The sequence below is a fragment of the Flectobacillus sp. BAB-3569 genome, from assembly GCF_002270355.1.
In the GTDB taxonomy this organism is placed as follows: Bacteria; Bacteroidota; Bacteroidia; order Cytophagales; family Spirosomataceae; genus Flectobacillus; species Flectobacillus roseus.
In genome coordinates, this window is record NZ_NJFZ01000003.1 from 269194 (window position 1) to 292014 (window position 22821).

A 22821-nucleotide genomic window follows, 5' to 3' on the forward strand; every position below is an offset into this window, starting at 1 on the left:
TAATTCATGTTTTTTCGCATGAATTTTTTCTATTCTCCATTTTACACTTATTTATTCTCCAGCGCCCCCCTCCATTCTCCAAATTTGTTTTTTCATGTGTTTTCATGGACTAGGCTGGGTATGTCTTATCACTCTAAATTTTTCAGTGAGACAAATACATCTAAAACATGAATCTACACTATAACTTTCTAGTTATGGAAATTCGCTTTTGCGAAGACGGCAAGAAGCCAAATTCAAAAGGACTCGTAAATCTTAAAGTTGGTATATCACTTGAAGGATACAAAACCGTATGGGTTGCATCTGGAGTTCAAGTACCAAGTAATACATTAGACGCTCATTATCAGATATGTAAAAGTGAAAATGGACAAATAGACAAAGCTAGTCTTGAGTTTTACAACAATCGCTTAGTCTTTATCAGAAAGAAGCTTGAGGCAATAAAAATGAGCTTCGAATATGAAAGAATGGCCTATTCTCCAGATGATATCATTCAGCAGTTCAAAAAACCAGTTATAAACCCTATTTCTTTTTTAGCACTAATTGAAAAGACCCTCGCAGAATACTCAGCTCATTTAACACCAAATACTATAAAGAGTCATAAGTCATCCGCAGAGAATGTGAAGGAGTATTTAGCCTACTCAAATCAAACAAAAATTCTTGCGGGTCAGATAAATACTGAATTTCTCAGAAAACTAGAAATCTATTTTAAAACCGTCCATGTGCCTAAATCTCATTCACATGGATTGAAGATGAAGTCCACTTCTATCAAGAAATTAATTACGTTTATTTTGAAGGTAATAAGTTTTGGAGTGGATACTGAGGTGATCAATGCTAAAGAGCTTAAGTATAAGGTTAATACAAATGATGTTTCTCAAGACTATTCTCACCTTAGTCAACAAGAAGTAGAAGCACTTGAAAAACTTTCACCTTTTGTTTGTGAAAAATATCAGAGAGTTATTGACTGTTTTCTTTGGATGTGCTATACTGGACAAAGTCACATAGATACAAGTGGTTTAACTGAGGCTCAGATACACAAGCTAGATAGTGAATTGACGATGCTCGGAGGAAAAAGGTCTAAAACAAAGATTGATTACTCTGTAGTTGTGAACGACAAAGCCCTAGTGTTAATAGAAAAGTATGGTAGTATTGAAACTATTCCCTGTCTACATTTAACTACTATTAACGAAGAGCTGAAGGTTATCGGAAAGATTTTAGGATTCAAGATAAGTCTTTCTACTAAAATCGCTCGAAGAACCTTTGGTCAGTATTGGTACAAAAAAACGAACATAGCAGACAAATTCGTATCAAGAATGCTTGGGCATAACAAAGCAGATACTAAAAAGTATTATGTAAACCTTGACATGGAGGATGTTGCCCATGCCGTAAAAACAGCGAAAGAGCTTAATTAAATTCAATTCTATCAACTACTTTTGTAATCTAAAATTCAAACACCGTAAAAAATGAAAAAATTGCTTTATCCCATTGCAGCGATAAGTTTCGCTCTATCACTTTCCTCGTGTTCTACAGTACAACATAATCGGTCTGGAATGGGAATTAATAAAATTGATGCTACTAACCTAGAAGCGCTTAAAATTGAAAATCTAAACATTACAAAAAGTGTTTCTTCTGAAAAAGGATTCGATAAGTTTTGGCTACTATTTATTCCATTTGGGAGTAAAACTGAAGAGACTAGACGTGAGTATGCGTATTTGAAGGCTTGTAAGGAAAATGGTATTGATGGAATCCTTCAACCCAAATATCAAACAGAAAAGCTTGTAGTTCCTCTTGTTCTGTTTACCTACGTTAATTACAAAACTACCGTCTTTGGAAAGGGATATACCATCAAGTCTACTGTTACCGATGCTCAAATTCAGACTACAGATATTGTAAAGAAAGAAGAGGTAGCTATGAAAAAAGTAGAAGAAGTTGTAAAACCTGCTAAAAAGGTCGAGGTACCAAAGGAAGAGCCAAAACCTGTTGTGGTTGAAGCTAAATTTAAACGAGGTGATTATGTGCTTTACAACCAAAAGAAGTGTATAGTAGTATCGGTTGTTAATAGTGACAGTGGCTTTATTCGAGAACTAGGTACTAAACAAAATAGAGAGGCAAAATTTGCCCAATTATCCAAACTAGATATTTCAGTTCAAGAAGTAGAAGCATTGGAAGCGAAGAAGAAGTAAATAAGACTTTATCTAAAATTCAACCACCGTAAAAAATTAAATGAAAAAGATTATTCTATCATCTTTAGTCCTATTATTTGTCGCTTGCAAGAAAGATGTGACACCAGACTACACCGTAAACTTTCAAGGGTCCTTTACGCAAAATTATGACGAATTGGAGTCTAACCTTTATCGAACCAAGGGAACTTACAAATTTCTTATTACAAAGTCGGGTGAAAATCAAGTTAAGATGGTTGCATCGAACACTTATGTTCTTACCAAAGGCTCTGTAGTAGTTGAACAGGCGACTAACTCATTTACCATTCCTGATGTTAAGTGTACCAATGAAACTGATTTAAGTGTCAGTTCAATAGTTAACTCTTCAGGTCAAAACTACATGGCAACAGGCACTGGTAAATTGATTGGAAAAAACTTAAAGCTTGATTTGACGTCCAATGATGGTAAAAATACAGTTAGCCAAACCTTTTTATTGACAAAAGATTAAAATCATTTTAGTCTGTGTAGCTTTTGTTACACAGACTAAATCATGTGAAATAATAAGCCATAAGAATCGTTTTGTTTATAAGAATTGTCCTGATTTTTTGTTATCTTTGCTTTATATGTTACACTCTATAAGTCAACGAATAGAAATGGGTATTTTACCATTTCATTATGATTTTGGGAATCAATCTACTAGAATTGATGCTCAAATGGATAGTCGTGTAAAAAAATTAAGAGTGATATAATTGGTGCTTTACAATCAAGAAAGCGATTTAATGACGCTGTTATACTCTTTATTTCTGATGTGTTTGATTTCAGAATTTTAACATTGAAGTGGTTTTTGGCAAAAAAGTTTAATGTATCTGATTTGTCGAAAGTGATGGATAGTTTCAATAGTAGTTTTTCGAAAGAACTTGTCTCTAGCGATAAACACGAACTTATAGACAATGTTAATTTTGCCATTAGAACTAATCTAAGAGTAATTGCCAAACTTTCTCAAGGATTACAAGAAGATTATTTTGAGAAAATAAATGAGCTTGAAAGACGTGATGTTTTGTCATCTATTCCTCAAAATTATAATGTCTTCGTAGCTGGAATTTATGCCAATATCCCTCCAGTAGAAAGTGAAAAAGTAATTAATTGGGTTGATACTTCAATTCTACTCGAAATATCGTTACTAACATCACTTTTTATCCTTGAAGATAATTTAAAGATTAGTCCTTCCAAACTAAACCAAGTCTCAAGCTTTGTTGCAAATACAGCACAAGAGTACGGAGCATGCGCTATGGAATTAGGGATGTTAATCCCTAAGATTAATGTGTTCGATATTGAAAATCAAAAGCTATCTGATGAGGATTCTATTTTATTGGAACAAGGGTTAGCTGAATATGTTTTAAATTTATGAAGCCAAATTACCAAAAAGCAGAAATAGTTTTTGTAGACCTAGGAACAGTGCCTGACCAAGTAAAAGGCCATGAACAAGCAAATGCACGCCCATGTTTGATTATTTCATCGATAAATGCTCTCGAACTGGCAATCATAGTGCCATTCACCAGCAAGCCAAAGTCTTCATTGTATAGCGTTGTCGAAGTAAAAAAAGGAAATGGTGGACTTAAATCCGATTCTTATGCACTTTGTCATCAAATTCGAAGTGTTTCGAGCCAACGTATCACTAAGAGAGTTGGCGTACTACCTAATAGTCACTTTTTCAAAGTGTTGACTGTTCTAAGTGACCTTCTTGATTTACCACAGTGATATTTTTTAAAGCGTAATTCAAACCCATAAAAGAAAAAAAAGCCCTTCATTCTAATTTGAAGGGCTTTTTTTCTTTTACCAAGAATACACTATATTGATAATTGGACTAATTTTTGCCTTAGTATTTTTAGCGATACCTAACCGCTAATTGTGTTAAACCTATTTTTATAACTTTACGCAATCCTAGTAGTTTACAATGAGTTTATTTTTTACTAAAAAGATAATTTAATACTTTTGGTAAAATTTGAGGCTTTATTGATAAATACTTAGTCTCAAATATCACAAGCAATCAGAAACAGCCTATATTCTGTATTGGCTGTTTTTCCGTTTTAGAGCAACCTTATCATAATAGATTTAAACTTACCAGTAAATACCTAAAATACTAGAGCTACATGGATAATCTAAATATAGCAAACCTTCAGATAGGAATTTCAACAATTCGAGTTCTTAGTTTCTCACAGTTCGAAATAGAAGGTCTTGACCCAATAGAGGATAGGGAGATAGAGTTTCAAACACAATATAACTTTCAACTTTTTGAAGAATCAAGTGAAATAGGTGTAACCTCGATTGTAGTACTTAACTTAAAAAGGCGAAATGTAAAGTATGCAGAAATGAAAACGCTTGTTAAGTTTAAGATATACCCACTATCGTCAGTTATTCGGCAAGATTCTTCCTCTTCTTTTGCACTTCCTGACACCCTTATATTAAGTTTAACTACAATAGTTACAGGGACTATTAGAGGAATACTTTCGGAAAGAATGAAAGGAACTGTTTTGCAAAATGAAATATTTCCTTTGGTTGATTTGAAAAGCATTTTGCTACAGTAGATTAGACAAAGTGTAAAACTAAAGAGGCACTATAGAAGATGTAACATCTAATTTCGTGCCTCTCTAAGTAAATAGTAGCAAAATTTATTCTAGTTCAGTTATTACCAATAATATACTTTTTTCTCATCTGGAGTACCTTCATTTATCCAGCTTTCATATACAGGAGTACCATCATCCAAAAAACCTATAGCCCCCTCAGGTTTTGTACCACTCCCAAATTGATAGATAGGGATTCCATTATAGTAGTCCAATATCGTTCTGGTATCTACACCGTAATTATTTTGAGTTGGCTTATAGGGTTCTGTAGAAAAAACCCAAACGCCATTTTCTTGGTATTGATAAACAATTGTACCATCATATAAATACCCTACTGAAAACTTCTCTGTGGGTCTTTCTGAGTCCTTTAATTGATATACTTCTTTGCCATCCCAGTTTACTTGTACTATGGCTGTGTCTACTCCATATTCATTTACCGTGGAGTCGAGGCTTCTTGCCTTTTTGGTAAGTTTGGCAAGAGTATTAGTTTTACTACTGGACGAGTCGGCGTTATTATTTAGGAATAAATTCCACCAACCTTTCGATTTACCGATGAAGTAAGTGATTATGGCCACTGTAATTGTTAGGATAATCAATAATGTTTTTTTCATTTTGATAGCAAATTATGTTATTTAACACTTGATAGATTTATAATTAAATGTAATCCTATTTTTTTGATAGCAATATTTAATAGGCTGCTCAACTGAAGTGAGATTTATTGCTACCAATAATATACCTTACGTTCATCTGGAGTACCTTCATTGTCCCATCTTTCAAAAACAGATGTGCCATCATAAAGGTATCCAATTACAAACGGATCACTGGAACTTCCTTGAGGTCTAAGCCTATATATAGAGATACCATACCAACTATCATAAGCACTATTGGTGTCAACACCATATTCATTGATACTACTCAAATATGGGCTTGTTGAAAATATCCAAATCCCATCTTTAGGATATTGATAAACTATTGTTCCATCCTGCAAGAACCCGAAACCATATTCTACTAATTCATACGCATATTTCCCTCCCTTCTTGGCATAGACATTTTGACCATTCCAAAAAATACGTACAATCGAAGTATCAACAATGGAGCTATTATTCGGTGAAGGTGAAGTGTTGACATTTGGGTTTTTGACTTCAATATTTGAATTGCTGTTTAAACCCAAGCTTGACAGTTTGGAACTAAGTTTAATCATAGGGTTATTGACTGTGGCACTCCCATTAGATGAATCTTTTGTTTTGACAATACTTCGAGTCCACCATCTTTTAGATTTGCCCACGAAATAGATTACTCCTCCAAGAATAATTGAGCCAATTACTATTAATGCTTTTTTCATTTTAAAATTGATTTTGGTAGCAATAGTTAGATTGTTAATTCCTGATATCGTCCTGATCAGGCAAAGCTTGAGAAATTTTTGGTAGCAAAAACAACTGTAACTGTTATCTGAAGTAGATCTGGCCACTACCTTTTTGCTACCAAAAAATAAAAAACCTTTCTAGTGTGACAATATTTTAGTTAATTCGTTTTAAATACAAAATAGGTGTAGAACTATTAATCTCGAAAGTCCTTTGGTTTTACTGGAGGACTTTTCTCGTTACTCAATGAAAGGAAGGCTTCAGCTCATTTTATTATACCATTTTTCAAGAGGAATTATACTAAAATACACTTTGATAGTTGGTACAAGTATTGTCTAGTATATTTATGCGTTTCAAGGCGTCTTAAAATAGCTTTTGAATTATACCATTTAAGGAACACTTTTGTAAACAATTTAAACTGGTAGCAAAACACAAATTCCCTGGTTAAATATTGTCCGTAAGAAGTTGGTTTTTGCTACCAATTCGTTCCTGGCATTTGATGTTATTTCATTACCGGGCTTTCATTTTTGGTAGCAAGATTAATTATCCCACCAGTGCTTGAATTTATCAATTAATGAGACGTTTTTCTTTGTGCCTGCAATGGTTTGAGGAACTCCTGAAAGACTTTGCTTCTTAGGTTTTGGTTTAGACTTTTTGAAATCTAAACCTATACGTAAGGCAATAGCTTTGAAATCTGCTGTATCACCTTTGATGAGATTCTTATAGAATTTTCTTTTGCCTTTCAGAATTTGAATTTGCTCTTCCAAGGTTAACTCTTTTTGGTTTTTGGTTAATACCCCTGATAATCCTGTTTGGCTAACTTTGAGGAACTTTCTTAATTCTGCTGCTATCTTTTCTTTGAATTGAGCGTTTGAAATCACGGTTGCTTTTAACTCTTCTACTTCCTTTTCGAGATTGTCTCTTTCCAAGGTTTGTTTCTCGACCTTTTGTTGTGCTCTTTTGTCAACTGAGTTGGATATTTTTTTCTTACTTGGAGCTTTTGAAGTTGTTGATTTTGGCTTTTCCTGTTTTTGGAATATACCAACTGCTTCTGCGGTTTGTATTAGTGCGTCAAGGGTTTCTTCTGCTTCCGTTGAAATTGAGAACAAAGTGTCAAAATCCGAAAATCCCTCAGTATCCTCTTTTAACAATTGATAGTTCTCCTGTGAAACTTTGTCTAGTTGAGCTAACTGAGAAGGAGTAATACTTTTTACTAATTCGATGTTTTTTGAAGTATTCATGTTATGTATTTTGAGAGTGAATGTTATTATTTAAGTTTTTGTAATTCCATTTGCTGGAGTTGTAATCTTAATCGATAGGTGTATTTCTTCGAGATAATCTTAGGGTCTTTGTCTTCTATTTTCTCCAGTTTATCCAATTCAGCTTTTTGAGAAAAAATAATGGTAGCATCTCCATAATCCTTGAGATTGACATCAATTCTCACACTTTTTTGACGATTCACCTTGAGGTAGATATATTTTACCTGTTGTGATTTAAGCAATTTTAAAATCGGTAGAATAGTCGCATTGATTAAAGTGACGCTATTGGTTTCAGAAGGTGAGACAAAATGCCCACTGGTCTGTATTCCCTCTGCCCATTTTAGATTGGTGCTGGAGTTGACACGAACGCTAAACCTAGTTCCCGAAATAGTGATTCTTGGGTGTTCAACTCCTTCAGCTACATCGATTCTGTTGAACTTTTCGACGATGCTGAGCAACTCAGCTACATTAATTCCAAAGGTATGTTTTTCAATGTCTGGTACACCTCTTAAGTAGTTGGGTGGCCACTTCACATCGAACTTTAGACCATGCTCTGTATAATGCCCTCTTTGTGAACCCTTGGTATGTATCCAAATCATGGAAAAATGATTTGCACTAAATACCCCGTCATCTGAAAAGCATATTCCGTAGTCTTGTGATATGGAACTCTGGTCGAGAAACTTTGCCATGAATTTCATGAACTTCGGATTAGATGGACTAATCAATTCATTGGGTTCTGGCTTCAGAGCTTCTTCACCTTCAATTCTATAAATCAAGTTTGATAGTTGATACGGATTGAAGGTTACAGATGAGTTGTCACTTAGTGTAACCTTCAGTTTAAGAATACTATTTTCAAAAACAGCCTCAGCGGAGTTAACCTCAAAGTTTTTTCTGATATAGTCAGCCAGTTCTTGGACACTCAAGAACGGAATTGCATTTCCATCGATTTTATCACCAGAGATTCCTGTACTTTTAAAGTATTTCCAAAGCGCTACCAAAAACCTTTCTCTCTGACTGTAGAGAGAAAGGGGGAGTTTACCAATTGTGCTATCTTTAACCATTTTGTAATAGCTTATTTCTTTCAAGAATTTGTAACTGCAACCTTAAACGATATTTATACTTGAGGGTAAGAACTCTTTTAGCATCATCGTTCTTAGGCTGTTCCTGCACTAAGGTTGGACTATTAAATACAGGCAGATCTTGAAGCTCATCACTAAACTGATTTTCAAGGTTTACTTCATCAGCAATAATTTTAAATTGCTCAGGGCTTAGCTCAGCACTTACCTTTAGTTTGCCACCTAAAGTATTGAGGACTTTACTTAGGTTACTGACATGGACTAACGCTGTCATGGTAGCAGAAACCTTTTCGAAAGAGTTTCCAACAATAGCAGAAAGAATATCTTCGTCTAGGTACACATTTCCAGCCACCTGTTTACTGGCTGAAACAATCAGTTTAAAGTGATAAGGGTCTTTTCTGAAGATAGACAAAGTATTAGAACACTGTAACGATTGGTTGGTCATAATACTTGAGACAACCTTCAAGCACTTATTGATAGGTACACTTACTTTCTGTGACGAGGTTCTACTTGCTTTTTGAATGTAGTTTTCTGGAAGAAGGATTCCTTTTCTAACTTTATTTTCAAGAGTGGTAAACTGAACTAATCGCCCTGAAAAATTATCGTTACGGTATGCTTGAATTAAATTACCAGTAACGATGTATCTAATACTTCTATCCTTTAAGTTATTCGAAATAGCGGTCTCCCATTTAGGCAAAAGCTCTTTAACGAAAGAGTAATTTTGAGGCATTTTTTGAGAGGTTCCTTTGATAGAAAAAATCCTTTCCGAATTACTTCCTGAGATGGACGGAAATGAGAGTAATCTTCTCGAGGAAGCTATTGCAATTCGAAGCCCTATATTGGATGGCGAAAAAGGTTTATCTTTTGTTGGATTAATTCTGACTCCTAAACAAGTGGCTAATACTCTCGTTACGCTTCCATTTTCGAAATTATTTTCAGGAAATAATAGAGGCATTCCAACTTGGAAGAAGCCTACAATTTCTTTCACGTAAGATAATTCATTAGCCGATTTTCTTTTACAATCATTGATGGATGATTCTTCAGCCTCTTCAAGCTCAATCAGCCTGCTTTGAACATAAGAATCTAAAGCAGCAGGTATTCCTTTTTCTGCTTTTTCTTGGTAAGCTTTCTCAGAAGTAATTCTTTCTCTTTTTAGGGCATAACTTTTCTCTATTTTCTCAATGTCTCTTTTAAGAATTAGAGCAAAGGAGTTTTCAGCCTGTAGAATAATCTCTTGAGTAATTTGCTCAGGTCTTTTACCATCTAATGATGCTTTTAACTCGTCGTGTAACTCAGAGACACTCATTGGTTTTCTTAATACATTTACTTCACAACGTTCGATAAATGTATTGTCAGAAAATGGGCTTCTACCTCCCGTACCTACTTGTACGATAGTTCTTTCCAATGTTTTTGCACGCAGGTCCTGTGTTTCAACCTCAAGGTCAAACTTGTCATCTTCGATTAACTGTTTGATATGCTCTTGGTAGCGCTCCAAAATCTCAGTATAAAACTTTTCCTGCTCATGTACTGGTAATACTGCAACTCGACCAGAAACTTTACTGGCTGCTCCAATTTGGATCGGGTCTTTATCTTCTTCGAACAAATTAAGAGGGTCATCAAGTTGTAAGCAAAGGTCTGTATTCTCTTGCATGTATTTAAACACAATCTCATCACCATACTTGTTCAAAAAATCTTCTGATTTCATCAAAGATTCAGAGTTCTTTTGGTTAGCTGTTGTGTTAGCATCCAAAGATTTTAGCTTTTTCTGCAACATCATCATGAGTCTTTTTTCCGCTGGAATCGAGGAAATAAGGTAATCGTAAATAGGCTTCTTAATCTGCCCCGTTCTGTTTATTCGCCCCCTTTTTTGTACTTCAGTATTAATATCCAATTCAGCTTGCAGAACAATCATTACCCTTTGTTTGACCTTTTCAGCAGGTACTTTAGCCGTAATGATGGCATGAGCTGAAGCGCCAGTAGAACCACTTTGGTTAATCATCAAGACATCTATTTCATTGTCATTGAATCTTCTAAAGGCATCATTTACATTTTCCGCTTTTCTTCGAGAGACCACTCCGACAAAATTTTGAGTAGTTTTTTCAGACAATCTTTCACCAAGACCATTAAGTGATACGTTGGTAAAATTGATAGAAAGATTTACTTCCAATTTACGTCCTGTAACCTCAGCCACCTTATAGCCATAGGCTTCTATTTTTTGCTTGATGTAGTCAATGGGTGAAATACATAGCGAGCGTGAAGCATTTTGTATTTTATTGAAAATACGGAAATACTCATCACGAGCATCCATGGACATGGCTTCAATATCGAACGCATTTTTTTGGTGTTTCCCCACCTCATCCTTGATTGAATAGGCTAGTACCGCATTTAGGGACTTTAGGAGAACATTACTAAACGAAGCTGAAATAGTAGAACCATCTGAGACCATTGTGCCTTCTTCATCCTCCATATTTTCTAAGAAAGACCCCATCGTTGAAGAAAAAGCTATAACAGGCTTTTTACCCTCTTTCAATCTCAATATAGCACGGTTTGCCACATCATCAGCTTTTAGGGCAAAAAGCATTTGGTTGACCAACATAAACACCTTTGAAAAGGCAGGAGAAGCATCAACACCAGCACGTTTAGTACCATTTTCAATAATTGCTTGGGCTTGACTATCACGAACCTGTTTGTCGAGTTGTTGAACTTCAGGAATAATATACTCCTTCTGAAAATCAATGATGTCTCTAACAATTTCAGTAAACTCATCTGCTATTTTTCTATCCCTTAAAGCGTTTTTATCAAGATTGATATAGTTTACTTCAATGCCTTCATACAAGCGCTCACGACGAATGAGTTGTCCCTGACTAGCCAATTGAGATGCTACAACTTCTTGCAGTGCCACACCACCCTGTTTGAAGGCACTTACGAGAGATTCTGTATCAATGGCAGCTTCCGAAATACAAGTTTTCATAGCATACAGTGGCATATTATCAGGTCTTTTCGCAAAAGTTGCTGAAAGGAATGTAACCCCTTTGGCTTGGGCACAAGCATTCATCAGGATTTGGCCTGTGTTAGATACCCCTGAGGCATTATGAGCTTCATCAAGAATCAAGATAGAGCCTTTTGCTACGCTCGTTAAGAATTCAATTTTGGGAGATCCTTTTGAGTCTGATACCTGAGAATAGGTTAGCATAACAAGGTCATATTCTCTTGGAAGAATTCCAGATTTGATAATGCTATCTTGTTCCGATTTCATTGGGGGAGCATATAGCAAGTCTCCGTTTCGGTCTTTGATTTGAGTCTTTGCATCACGAGCATTCACAATAAAAGGATTTAGTGACTTGCTTCCAATGTCGTCCATATCTCGATACAAATCAGAAAATAGATTTGGTTTCTCTGTAATAAAGACGGGTCTATATCCTTGTTTGGTAGCATATCTAATCATTGCAGCAGCGATACGCCCTTTACCGATTCCAGTCTGGTCAGCGATGATAATCCCTTGATTTTTTGCTTCAATGTTATAGATGGCAAGTGCTACAGCATCGATTTGCTCAGCCGATAAAGCTTTGTAAAGAGCTGCCTTGGTTAGGTACTTCAAACGACTTTGGACGAAGGCATCCACGTCACCGCCGATGGCTTGTTTGAGATTTTGTAGCGCTTGATTGATTTCAAACGCCATAGAATCGGGTGTGTCCACATCAAGAGATTGTCCCTGAGAAAGTACAGGGTACTTCATGCCAAGGGCAATATCCATCAATTTTTTAGTTTTTTTCATGTAGTACTGATGAAAGCGACTTCGACTGTAATTGAAGCCTTAGTCTATATTTGTATTTAATTTTGAGAGTGCTAGTTGTTTCTTGACTAAAATTGGAAGTAACTCTTTCGTAAAGCTCTTCGAAAGTATTTATCACTTCACCTCTGGCTTGTTCCTTGAGAGGTGCAAATCCCTCAGCTACTTGTTTTATGCCAGAAATAAGAATAAGTCGAATATCAAAGCTTGTTCCTTGTCTGGAGTAAAGGTCGCCATTGATGTTAATTACGTCATCTACCTTAAAATAGCGATATAGGTAACTTAGGAAAATTCTATTTTTACCTGCCTGAACCCTGCCTTCACTGTCATAATGCGTGTGTCCACCTATGATAATGGCACATCGACCATCTGATTTTAAATTGTTGAGCGCATAATAGCTAAGAATATGGTCAAGGTCTTTGAGAATGTATTTATTGTCGATTTTTAGGTAATCCCTTTGGTCAACTGCCCCAAATGGAGGATTGGTAATGACTCCATCAAACTTCTCGTTAGGCGTGTTGTAGATAGCATTGATTTGCGTTGCTTTTCTAAAACCTTGAGTTAATAAATTCTTGTATCGGGTATCATCAATTTCGTTGACGGTGCATTGCTCAGGACGAAAAGCAATGGTCATCATGCCGTTACCTGCTGTTGGTTCAAAAATTTGACCTTGATAATTTTGTACTCCATTTTTTACATACAACCCTGCTAAATAAGCAATGGGAGATGCTGTTGAGTACTGTTGTAATAAAATCGAAATACTGGTTCTATGTGAAAGTATTACCTGATTTCGATAAGTTTCAAGAATACTAAGGTACTTTTCATAGTCGCTTAGAGCCTTATCATTGGCAATCTTTCTACAAACATTAACAATGGCTAATTCGGTGAGTTCTTTGATATCCGTTTTATCAGTGATTCCAAACTTACTAGCGAGCTTTTCAATACTTCTTTTGTTATGTTTCTCATTGCGCTCAAGCTCTAATTGTACCTGTTGAACGAATTGCTTTTCACTCGAAGTTATACTCAAGCTTCTACCGATAGAACCTAAGGAAGCGAAGTCAAAATCATACTCACGAGCTGTTTCATATGAGTCCTCATAATTAAATTTATCTTGAACTGGGTCAAGTACTATATCGGAAACAACCACATAGATATGTTGCCATCCTTGCCCAAAATCAACCATCTTAATCGTGTGGTTAACTTTGAGATTGTGTAAAATAGAAGAGATGAAAATGGTAAAATCTTCGCAGTCTACGCCCTTTTGTCTATCTGCCCAAGTACGTCTGGGTAATCTGATTTGTTCAGTACCTTCTTTGTCGAAACGGTAATTGATATACGCTTTACAAAACTCGTAAATTTTTTGACAAAGAACAACACCTGAGTAAAGTTTAAATTGATTAGATAGAACGGTGGTTTGTTCAATGGATTTGGGAATAAGATTTTGTGTGATTAGGTTGAATGTATCATCCCCCGAATAATTGATTAATTCGATAAAATCATTCTTTTTGGGCTGCTGTAAAAGTAAGCTCTGATTCATATAAAAAGGCATAAATACCTAGATTTTCAATGAGTGGTTGGTATTGCTGGTAGAACTCCTTTGCTTTGGATATAGATAAATCACTTAAATCCTGCTCAGCACAGGTTGAGCAGGATTGTGCCTCTGTAAATCCACGACGATAGAAGCTTGCAAACAAATTGATGAACGCCTGTTGAGTGTCCATTATAGCCCAAAGGATTTTTTGACCTCAGATTCAATATACTCAGCGCCTTGGTTGATGGCGTCCTTGATATCGTCAGGGCTCGGATTAGGTCCGTTGAAGAGTACCTGTGTCACTCTGGCATCTTGAATGACTAAGGATACCTTTTGGTTTCTTGAATGAAAGAAGTAAGTCTGGCTTTTGAGCTTATTATAAATCTCAATTAGCTTGAATAGTTTGAACATTGTTAGTGGTTGGTTTTGGTGTGATGGCTTGCTTTGGTTTACCAAATAGGTACTTGAATACGACAAAGATGATTCCCAAGGCAAAGACAAGAACACCTAAGAAAATCAGCATATTGTTTGTGGCTGTTTGTTTAGCTTTGTCTGCCGCAGTTTGCAATTGCTGTTGTTTGGTCTTTACTTTTTCCTGTAAAACCTTGTAAAGCTCTTGGTCAGCTTTGGCATCTTCAGCTTCGACTTGCAGTTGTTCAGCTTCTACTTGGAGTCTAGCAACTTCCTTTTTTGAATCTGCATTGACGAAGGCTTGAACTACGCCTGACACTGAGCCTACAATGGCGCTTACTGGGTCTGCACTCATTCCTACACTGATATTGCTTGAGGTGTCAAATCCGCTTCCAAGTAAGCTACTTAATGCCGTTTGATTATTGGTGCTCGAATTGCTTGAGCTATTTGATGTGGATGTCTTCTGGTTAGTTGAAGAGCTGTTTCCACTTTGTTTTGAGAACCCCATAGTGTTTTTTACCTGCTAATTGAATTTGCTCCCTGTTTTTTGACTTGAATAGAAGTACACCCATGATGATGATGGCAATAAATCCCAACACAATCGCTAGTAGCTTTGTGATATTGAGTGATTGTGCATTATCACTATTTCCCTCTGTACCTGCGAAAGAATTATCGTTCTCCTCAATTGTATCTAAGACTTTCTGAGTTGCTTTGTCTTTGGCAACCTGCTTAGCGTTTATTCTCTCATTTAATAACTTGTCGGCCTCTTGCTTATCATCGGTAACATCGGTTGAGAGAACCCATACTACGGCTTCTACCTTATTATAAACTCCTTTACCCCATCCATTAAAACCCGATTTTTCTCTATTTTCTGTAGTGGATTTTATGTGATAATAGAGCTTATTTCCAACTGATTTTGTTTCCCCTAATGTTATGCCTACCCTCTCTCCAGACAAGAAAAGCTTATCCTTGGGAGGTTCAGCTGCTCCATCTGTATCACCATAGAAGGTCTGCATAGGCCGTAGCGTATTGGGAAAATCATCTGTACTTTCATAGCATATCGCTCCATTGAGCTGTATGCTAAATAATTCTGTTCCTGCTTGTGCTGCCATTATTTTGAAAATTATGTAGTGTAATATTGCTATTACACTACAATGGTATCTTGGATTATAATTGCTCTAAAACCCGATACTTGAACACATTGGTCATTTGTGTGTCGGCCTCGATGAAATCTTTTAAGATTTTAAGGTCTTGTGGGTCGAGTTGTACATCTTCTCCATTATACAATTGAAAACCAATGTACATGAGCTTTTGAGCATTTTGGTTTGAGGTAGAGTAGGCAATGCTTTGCCCAACGATTTTACCCAGATTTACTTCTTGCCCATTTTCGAGAATAGGTTTATTGTCGATTCCCAAAAATGGCGTGTTAAGACTTACTTTTTTTACAATTGGTTGAATGTCCTTTTTCATTTTTTTAGTAATTAGAAGATTTGTTGCTACCAAAATATAGTGTCGAACAACTGTTGTTGTGTGTGTGGCCACTATAAATTGGTAGCAGATGCTAAGAATTTACGGATAATATTAGACCAGAGAATTTGTGTTTTGCTACCAACTACGCTTCAACTTGATTTAGCAATTTGATAGTTGAGTAGTTTGATGTTTGTGGATCCAGTTGTTGAATTTCAGTCGCCACCAATCCCAAACTTGTCACAAGGATTTCAATGAGTAGAATTTCTGGTTGATTGTACCAATTTTGAAACTCAGTTTGGTTAGCCTCCCAACTTTTTGGAGAGGTGGCGAAACCAGTCGCATCAGGGTACTTTTTTGAATCAGCAATTTTCGAAATATCAATTTTTTCGTTGTAGCTGACATTAATTGTTTTTCTTGACTCAGAGATGTTGTCATAGTTCATCTCAATTTCTGAAATGCCCCGTTTATTAGAGGCAAGGATTGCTTTAAACATATTGATTTTAAGTTACATTGTGTTGAACGAAAACTACATTTCCCCAGTAGTCGATTGTTAAGTATCCATAAGGGGCGTTACTTTTTGACACTTGAGGAATATCCTTAATATTGATAGCACTTCCAGTTAGCGTCAAACTGGAGGTTAAAATGCTATTGAATGAACTCATATCACCAAAAATACATCCCTTCGGACTGTAAAGAATAAAGTTCGAAATAAGAGCAGACCCGTTTGAAACCCAAATTGGAGCTCCTGAAATGTCATTCCAATCGTGTCCATGTGGACTTGGGCTAAAGGTCGCAGGCTTTCCTACGATACTATCCCAATGATGACTATGCGCACTTGGATTAAACTCGGACGGTTTTCCTGTGATGCTATCCCAGTTGTGGGTATGTCCCCAGTCAGCTTTACCATCAATTTTATTTTTCACGAGTGCCACAGACACAGGATTAGTAATAGCATTTGACCATCTGGCATCATCGTTGACAACATCCACATGGTATCTTACCACATTTCCGTCTACTTGAACAACGTTGTAAGCACCAGAGGAAAAATTGATAGTGCTGTATTGCCCTTTATCTCCAGCATTTTCCTGTAATGATATGTTAAAAGCTGGTTTTCCTACAATACTATCCCAATGGTGGGTATGCCCCCAATCAGCTTTACCATCAATTTTTGATTTCACTAGTGCAACTGATACAGGATTCGTAATGGCGTTTGACCATCTGGCATCATCGTTGATAACATCCACATGGTATCTGACCACATTTCCGTCTACTTGTACTACGTTGTAAGCGCCAGAAGAAAAGTTAACGGTGTTGTATATACCCTTGTCGTTTGCATTCTCTTGCAGTAAAATATTGAATACCGCTGGCTTTCCAGTGATACTATCCCAATTGTGGGTATGGTTACTGTCCGATTTTGAATTCCAGTAGGTAATTTGGGCATCTGTTACAAAGCGTCTATTTGCATTTGCATTAATCCAATCGGCTGAAAAAGCTGATTTGACTAAGTTGCCATTTGCATCTGAAATAACAGGAACCGCATTAGTTCCATCTGCAAAGTCAGAAATACGGACTGTTTTTGAAAGTATTCTTCCTTGGCGAAGGTCAAAAACGATGTGGGTGTTACCAAAACACGTGTCTTTGAAACCGATGCCATACCAAGAACCAATTTGGAGGTTGTAGCCTGTAGTCGTTGCGCTATCAGCGTTACCAACAGAAATGTGACCACCAACCAAACCATTAGCTGGTATGAAAGATACTTTTCCTTGTTCGAGAGATATTGAGTGATATGAAGCTTCATCAAAGTTAGCAATAAAAACTTTCTTAGACTGCATTTGACCAGCTCTAGTATCAAAAATAATTTTCGTTTTGTTCCCATTAGTATCCTTGAATCCGATTCCATACCAAGAGGCAATCTCAAGGTTGTAGGTCGTTGGTGTTGCACCATCTCCAGTACCGTAGGCAAAGTAGCAGTTTGGGTCAAACATGACTCTTCCCGTCATCGTACCACCTGCGAGTGGTAGATATGCACCAAGTTCACTTCTGTCTACTTTTCCGTTCCAGTAAGATACCTGAGTATCTGACACCAATCTTTTACCTGTTGTGGTAATAAGATTATTCACATCAGTAAAATAGGAAGCATGAAATCCATCCAATAAGTCAGCGTTCAAACCAGAGCCAATTCCATGGTTATTTTCTGACCAGATTCTCTTGTGAACCAAAGCTCCAGCGTCAGTATAATCGGTTCTGATGTATAAATCAAAGTTTCTTTGGTAAATAGTTACCGCAGAACTTCCTGGTGAATGTAGTGTAATAGATGGATGCTTGGTATTATCCGTTGTTATAACTGCTAGTTTAGAATCAGACCAATGCGTACCACCAACAGCTTGTATTTCAACTTTACCTGTCAGATAGCCCCCTGAAAGAGGTAAATACGCTCCTAATTCAGTTCTGTCCACCTTGCCATTCCAGTAATTAATCTGCGTATCTGAGACAAAACGTTTAGTAGCACTTGTATTAATCCAGTCTGCAGAGAAGGCAGATTTGACTAAATTGCCACTTCCATCCGATACAACAGGGACGGCATTCTGTCCATCTGCGAAATCTGAAATACGAACGGCTTTGGAAAGGATTCTACCAGCACGTGTATCGAATACGATTCTTGTGGTATTGTCTATTGTTGATTTAAACCCAATTCCATACCAAGATGCTATTTCAATATTGTACGAACTAGGTGTCGCACCATCACCAGTACCATAACCAATGTACTCAGAGCCTCCAAAGTTTATCTTAGCTCCAAATGTCATATTTCCTCCTGTAAGAGGCAGATACGCACCAAGCTCACTTCTATCTACTTTACCGTTCCAGTAAGATACTTGAGTATCTGTAATGAACCTCTTGTTTGCATTAGTCACGATGTTATTGGCATCCGTAAAATATGCTGCATGAAACCCATCCAGTAAGTCAGCATTTAGCCCAGAACCAATGCCATGATTCTTTTGACTCCATAATACATTATCAGAAGTACTTCCAAAATCTCTTATGTAGAGATTTCCTGATTTTTCATACAGAGCGACTGACGAAATAGTGGGCGTATGAAAAACAATCGCTGGTGGCTTACTAGTATTTGAGGTTGTTATAACTAGTTTAGCTGTATCAATCGATGTATTTCCATTGGTAAGATCAATACCTTCAGCAAATACCTCAAGTCTACCAGTTACCTTACCACCTGAAAGCGGTAAATAAGCTCCAAGTTCAGCTCTATCAACTTTTGCATTCCAGTATGAGATTTGTGTGTCTGCCACAAATCGTTTGTTAGCATTGGAAATAATGTTATCTACATTTGTAAAATACGTGGCATGGTATCCATCCAAAAGGTCAGCATTCAATCCAGAGCCAACCCCATGATTGAGTTGAGTCCAAATTTTATTATGAACATTTGCTCCAGCTTGAGACATATCACTTCTAATGAATAAATCAGCATCTTTTTCATAGATTGTGATTACTGATTTGTTTAGTGTATGTAGGCAAATAGAAGCGTTTTTAGTATTATCCGTATTTACTACTGCTAATTTCGATTCCGACCAGTGAGTACCACCAACAGCTTGTATTTCAACTTTACCTGTCAAATAGCCACCTGTAAGCGGAAGGTAAGCGCCTAATTCAGTTCTATCAACTTTACCATTCCAGTAATTAATCTGTGTGTCAGACACAAATCGTTTGGTAGCACTTGTATTGATCCAATCTGCCGAAAAGGCTGATTTGACTAAATTGCCACTTCCATCCGATACAACAGGGACGGCATTCTGACCATCAGAAAAATCTGAGATGCGAACAGAGCTTGCAAGGATTCTACCAGCACGTGTGTCAAAAATGATTTTCGTTTTGTTCCCATTAGTATCCTTGAATCCGATTCCATACCATGAGGCAATCTCAAGGTTGTAAGTGGTTGGTGTTGCTCCATCCCCAGTACCATAACCAACGTAACAGTTTGTATCAAACATGACTCTTCCTGTCATTGTACCACCCGCTAGAGGCAGATAAGCACCAAGCTCACTTCTATCTACTTTACCGTTCCAGTAAGATACTTGAGTATCTGTAATGAACCTCTTGTTTGCATTAGTCACGATGTTATTGGCATCCATAAAATATGCTGCATGAAACCCATCCAGTAAGTCAGCATTCAGCCCAGAACCAATACCATGATTCTTTTGACTCCACAATACATTGTCGGAGGTACTTGCATAGTCTCTTATATACAGATTACCAAGTTTTTCATATAGTACTACTGCGGAGATACTTGGCGTGTGAAAAGCAATAGCAGGAGGCTTACTAGTATCTGTTGTTGTTACCAGTAGCTTAGTTTGTCCTAAAAAAGTATCCCCATTTGTTAGGTCAGTCCCCGAAGCATATATTTCAAGTCTACCAGTTACTTTACCACCAGTGAGTGGTAGATATGCACCAAGTTCAGTTCTATCAACTTTTGCATTCCAGTACGAGATTTGTGTGTCAGACACAAATCGCTTATTAGCATTGGAAATAATGTTATCTGCATTTGTAAAGTATGTGGCATGGTATCCATCCAAAAGGTCAGCATTCAATCCAGAGCCAACTCCATGATTGAGCTGAGTCCAAATTTTATTATGAACATTTGCTCCAGCTTGCGACATATCACTTCTAATGAACAAATCAGCATCTTTTTCATAGATTGTGATTACTGATTTGTTTAGTGTATGTAGGCAAATAGAAGCGTTTTTAGTATTATCCGTATTTACTACCGCTAATTTCGATTCCGACCAGTGAGTACCCCCAACAGCTTGTATTTCAACTTTACCTGTCAAATAGCCACCTGTAAGCGGAAGGTAAGCGCCTAATTCAGTTCTATCAACTTTGTCATTCCAGTAATTAATCTGTATGTCAGATACAAATCGTTTGCTTGGGCTTGTATTAATCCAATCTGCCGAAAAGGCTGATTTGACAAGATTACCATTTGCATCCGAAATTACAGGGACAGCATTGGTTCCATCTGCAAAATCAGAGATACGGATAGCCTTCGTAAGGATTCTACCAGCACGAGTATCAAGAACAATTCTTGTAATATTGTCTATTGTTGATTTGAACCCAATCCCATACCAAGAAGCGATTTCAAGGTTATAAGTTGTTGGAGTTGCACCATCTCCAGTACCATAGGCAAAGTAACAGTTCGGGTCAAACATAACTCTACCTGTCATCGTACCACCTGCGAGTGGCAGATACGCACCAAGCTCACTTCTATCTACTTTACCGTTCCAGTAAGATACCTGAGTATCTGACACCAATCTTTTACCTGTTGTGGTAATAAGATTATTTACATCTGTAAAATAAGAAGCATGGAATCCATCTAATAAGTCAGCGTTTAAACCAGAGCCAATACCGTGGTTATTTTCTGACCAGATTCTTTTGTGAACCAAAGCTCCAGCGTCAGTATAATCGGTTCTGATGTATAAGTCAAAGTTTCTCTGGTAAATAGTTACCGCAGAACTTCCTGGTGAATGTAATGTAATCGATGGATGCTTGGTATTATCCGTTGTGATGACTGCCAGCTTAGAATCAGACCAATGCGTACCACCAACCGCTTGAATTTCAACTTTACCTGTCAAATAGCCACCTGAAAGAGGTAAATACGCTCCTAATTCAGTTCTGTCCACCTTGCCATTCCAGTAATTAATCTGCGTATCTGAGACAAAACGTTTAGTAGCACTTGTATTAATCCAGTCTGCAGAGAAGGCAGATTTGACTAAATTGCCACTTCCATCCGATACAACAGGGACGGCATTCTGTCCATCTGCGAAATCTGAAATACGTATAGCTTTTGATTGAATTCTTCCTTCCCGAAGGTCAAAGACTATGTACGTATTTCCGTAGCAAGTATCTTTAAATCCAATTCCATACCAAGAGCCAATTTGAAGGTTATAGGTTGAGGTCGTTGCTCCATCACCAGTACCGTTGCCTATTGTATTTACACCACCGCCACTAAACCTAATAACCCCTGTCATTGTTCCGCCTGAAAGAGGAAGGTAAGCAGAAAGTTCATTTCTCTCAACCTTATCATTCCAGTATGAGATTTGTGTATCTGTTACTAGCCTCTTATTGGCATTTGTAACTAGGTTGTTTGCATCTGTAAAATAGGAAGCATGGTATCCATCCAATAAGTCAGCATTTAGCCCAGAACCAATACCATGATTCTTTTGACTCCACAATACATTGTCGGAGGTGCTTGCATAGTCTCTAATATACAGATTACCAAGTTTTTCATATAATACTACTGCGGAGATACTTGGCGTGTGGAATGCAATAGCAGGAGGCTTACTGATATCTGTTGTTGTTACCAGTAGCTTAGTTTGCCCTAGAAAAGTATCACCATTTGTTAGGTCGGTTCCCGAAGCATATATTTCAAGTCTGCCAGTTACTTTACCACCAGAGAGTGGTAGATATGCACCAAGTTCAGTACGGTCAACTTTACCATTCCAATAGCTAATTAGAGTGTCAGTGACAAATCGTTTGTATCCATTTGTATTAATCCAATCGGCTGAAAAAGCTGATTTTACCAAATTCCCATTGGCATCTGAAATAACAGGTACTGCGTTAGTACCATCTGCAAAATCAGAGACACGAACAGCTTTAGAAAGGATTCTACCAGCACGCGTGTCAAATACAATTCGAGTCGTATTATCTACAGTTGATTTGAATCCAATACCCCACCAAGAGGCTATTTCAAAGTTATATGTACTTGTTGTAGCATTATCACCATTGCCATAACCAATGTAAGAGTTAGGGTCGAAAGAAATCTTTGCGCCATACGCCATATTCCCCCCTGTGAGAGGTAAGTATGCCGAAAGCTCGCTTCTATCTACTTTGCCATTCCAGTAGCTTGCCTGAGCATCAGTGATAAATCGGTTGTTGGGGTCTTGAGCAATGAAACTTGGATTAATACTACCAACCGACAGTGCTCCAATAACCATTGCTTGAGAGAGTGGCTTCCAGATAGCATCACCCTCAGCAGAGGAAGCCTTGACCAGAACTTGGTCAAAGCTTCCTGCTGAGGGAAGAACTGCTAGGCTTTTTACCTTTTGTCTCCCGTTACTCCATGTTATGAGCTTTTCTACAGGCATA

19 protein-coding genes are annotated in these 22821 nt (G+C 37.2%); 6 read left to right on the forward strand and 13 right to left on the reverse strand.

All coding sequences use genetic code 11. From position 1 onward, the window contains the following. Window positions 1–194: 194 nt before the first annotated feature. The 6 genes from BWI92_RS01905 (at window position 195) to BWI92_RS01930 (ending at window position 4738) form a co-directional block, all read left to right on the forward strand. A complete protein-coding gene (locus tag BWI92_RS01905) occupies window positions 195–1406 on the forward strand; it encodes a phage integrase SAM-like domain-containing protein (RefSeq protein ID WP_176464334.1) in 1212 nt (403 codons plus the stop codon). A 51-nt stretch (window positions 1407–1457) separates the two neighbouring features. Beyond that, complete coding sequence (locus tag BWI92_RS01910) at window positions 1458–2177, forward strand: hypothetical protein (protein WP_095160429.1); 720 nt, start codon at window positions 1458–1460, stop codon at window positions 2175–2177. 40 nt (window positions 2178–2217) lie between these two features. Beyond that, window positions 2218–2661 (forward strand): hypothetical protein, encoded by a 444-nt coding sequence (locus BWI92_RS01915; RefSeq protein ID WP_095160430.1) that lies wholly within the window; start codon window positions 2218–2220, stop codon window positions 2659–2661. 336 nt (window positions 2662–2997) lie between these two features. After that, entirely contained in the window at window positions 2998–3561 is a 564-nt protein-coding gene (locus BWI92_RS01920; RefSeq protein WP_141234669.1) for a hypothetical protein, read from the forward strand. Further along, on the forward strand, window positions 3558–3911 hold the full coding sequence (locus BWI92_RS01925; RefSeq protein WP_095160432.1) for a type II toxin-antitoxin system PemK/MazF family toxin: 354 nt from the start codon (window positions 3558–3560) through the stop codon (window positions 3909–3911). The genes BWI92_RS01920 and BWI92_RS01925 overlap by 4 nt, the downstream gene beginning before the upstream one ends. A 392-nt stretch (window positions 3912–4303) precedes the next feature. Next, window positions 4304–4738 carry a hypothetical protein gene (locus tag BWI92_RS01930; protein WP_095160433.1) on the forward strand — a complete coding sequence of 145 codons (435 nt, stop codon included), beginning with the start codon at window positions 4304–4306 and terminating at the stop codon, window positions 4736–4738. Window positions 4739–4839: 101 nt separating this feature from the next. On the opposite strand, the gene BWI92_RS01935 is transcribed toward BWI92_RS01930, so the two are convergent. The 13 genes from BWI92_RS01935 to BWI92_RS01995 all read right to left on the reverse strand — a co-directional run bounded on the left by BWI92_RS01935 (window position 4840) and on the right by BWI92_RS01995 (window position 22820). After that, window positions 4840–5385 carry a hypothetical protein gene (locus BWI92_RS01935; protein WP_095160434.1) on the reverse strand — a complete coding sequence of 182 codons (546 nt, stop codon included), beginning with the start codon at window positions 5383–5385 and terminating at the stop codon, window positions 4840–4842. A gap of 110 nt (window positions 5386–5495) precedes the next feature. After that, window positions 5496–6116: a hypothetical protein gene (locus tag BWI92_RS01940; protein ID WP_095160435.1), complete on the reverse strand. Its 621-nt coding sequence runs from the start codon at window positions 6114–6116 to the stop codon at window positions 5496–5498. Between the two features lie 558 nt (window positions 6117–6674). Beyond that, complete coding sequence (locus tag BWI92_RS01945; RefSeq protein ID WP_095160436.1) at window positions 6675–7376, reverse strand: hypothetical protein; 702 nt, start codon at window positions 7374–7376, stop codon at window positions 6675–6677. A gap of 26 nt (window positions 7377–7402) precedes the next feature. After that, complete coding sequence (locus tag BWI92_RS01950) at window positions 7403–8455, reverse strand: hypothetical protein (protein ID WP_095160437.1); 1053 nt, start codon at window positions 8453–8455, stop codon at window positions 7403–7405. Continuing rightward, the gene (locus BWI92_RS01955; RefSeq protein WP_095160438.1) at window positions 8448–12245 is read right to left on the reverse strand and encodes a strawberry notch-like NTP hydrolase domain-containing protein; all 3798 of its coding nucleotides are present in this window, start codon (window positions 12243–12245) and stop codon (window positions 8448–8450) included. Before BWI92_RS01955 ends, BWI92_RS01950 begins: the two co-directional genes overlap by 8 nt. Next, complete coding sequence (locus BWI92_RS01960) at window positions 12232–13797, reverse strand: hypothetical protein (protein WP_095160439.1); 1566 nt, start codon at window positions 13795–13797, stop codon at window positions 12232–12234. Before BWI92_RS01960 ends, BWI92_RS01955 begins: the two co-directional genes overlap by 14 nt. Further along, window positions 13757–13981 (reverse strand): hypothetical protein, encoded by a 225-nt coding sequence (locus BWI92_RS01965; RefSeq protein ID WP_095160440.1) that lies wholly within the window; start codon window positions 13979–13981, stop codon window positions 13757–13759. The genes BWI92_RS01960 and BWI92_RS01965 overlap by 41 nt, the downstream gene beginning before the upstream one ends. After that, window positions 13981–14202, reverse strand: coding sequence for a hypothetical protein (locus BWI92_RS01970; protein ID WP_095160441.1), 222 nt, complete (start codon window positions 14200–14202; stop codon window positions 13981–13983). The genes BWI92_RS01965 and BWI92_RS01970 overlap by 1 nt, the downstream gene beginning before the upstream one ends. Then, window positions 14177–14710: a hypothetical protein gene (locus BWI92_RS01975; protein WP_141234670.1), complete on the reverse strand. Its 534-nt coding sequence runs from the start codon at window positions 14708–14710 to the stop codon at window positions 14177–14179. Before BWI92_RS01975 ends, BWI92_RS01970 begins: the two co-directional genes overlap by 26 nt. After that, window positions 14670–15314 (reverse strand): hypothetical protein, encoded by a 645-nt coding sequence (locus BWI92_RS01980; protein ID WP_095160443.1) that lies wholly within the window; start codon window positions 15312–15314, stop codon window positions 14670–14672. Before BWI92_RS01980 ends, BWI92_RS01975 begins: the two co-directional genes overlap by 41 nt. A 55-nt stretch (window positions 15315–15369) precedes the next feature. Next, window positions 15370–15672 (reverse strand): hypothetical protein, encoded by a 303-nt coding sequence (locus tag BWI92_RS01985; RefSeq protein ID WP_095160444.1) that lies wholly within the window; start codon window positions 15670–15672, stop codon window positions 15370–15372. A 142-nt stretch (window positions 15673–15814) separates the two neighbouring features. After that, on the reverse strand, window positions 15815–16165 hold the full coding sequence (locus BWI92_RS01990; protein ID WP_095160445.1) for a hypothetical protein: 351 nt from the start codon (window positions 16163–16165) through the stop codon (window positions 15815–15817). A gap of 7 nt (window positions 16166–16172) precedes the next feature. Beyond that, window positions 16173–22820, reverse strand: a complete 6648-nt coding sequence (locus tag BWI92_RS01995; protein ID WP_095160446.1) for a tail fiber protein — start codon at window positions 22818–22820, stop codon at window positions 16173–16175. Between the last annotated feature and the right edge of the window lies 1 nt (window position 22821).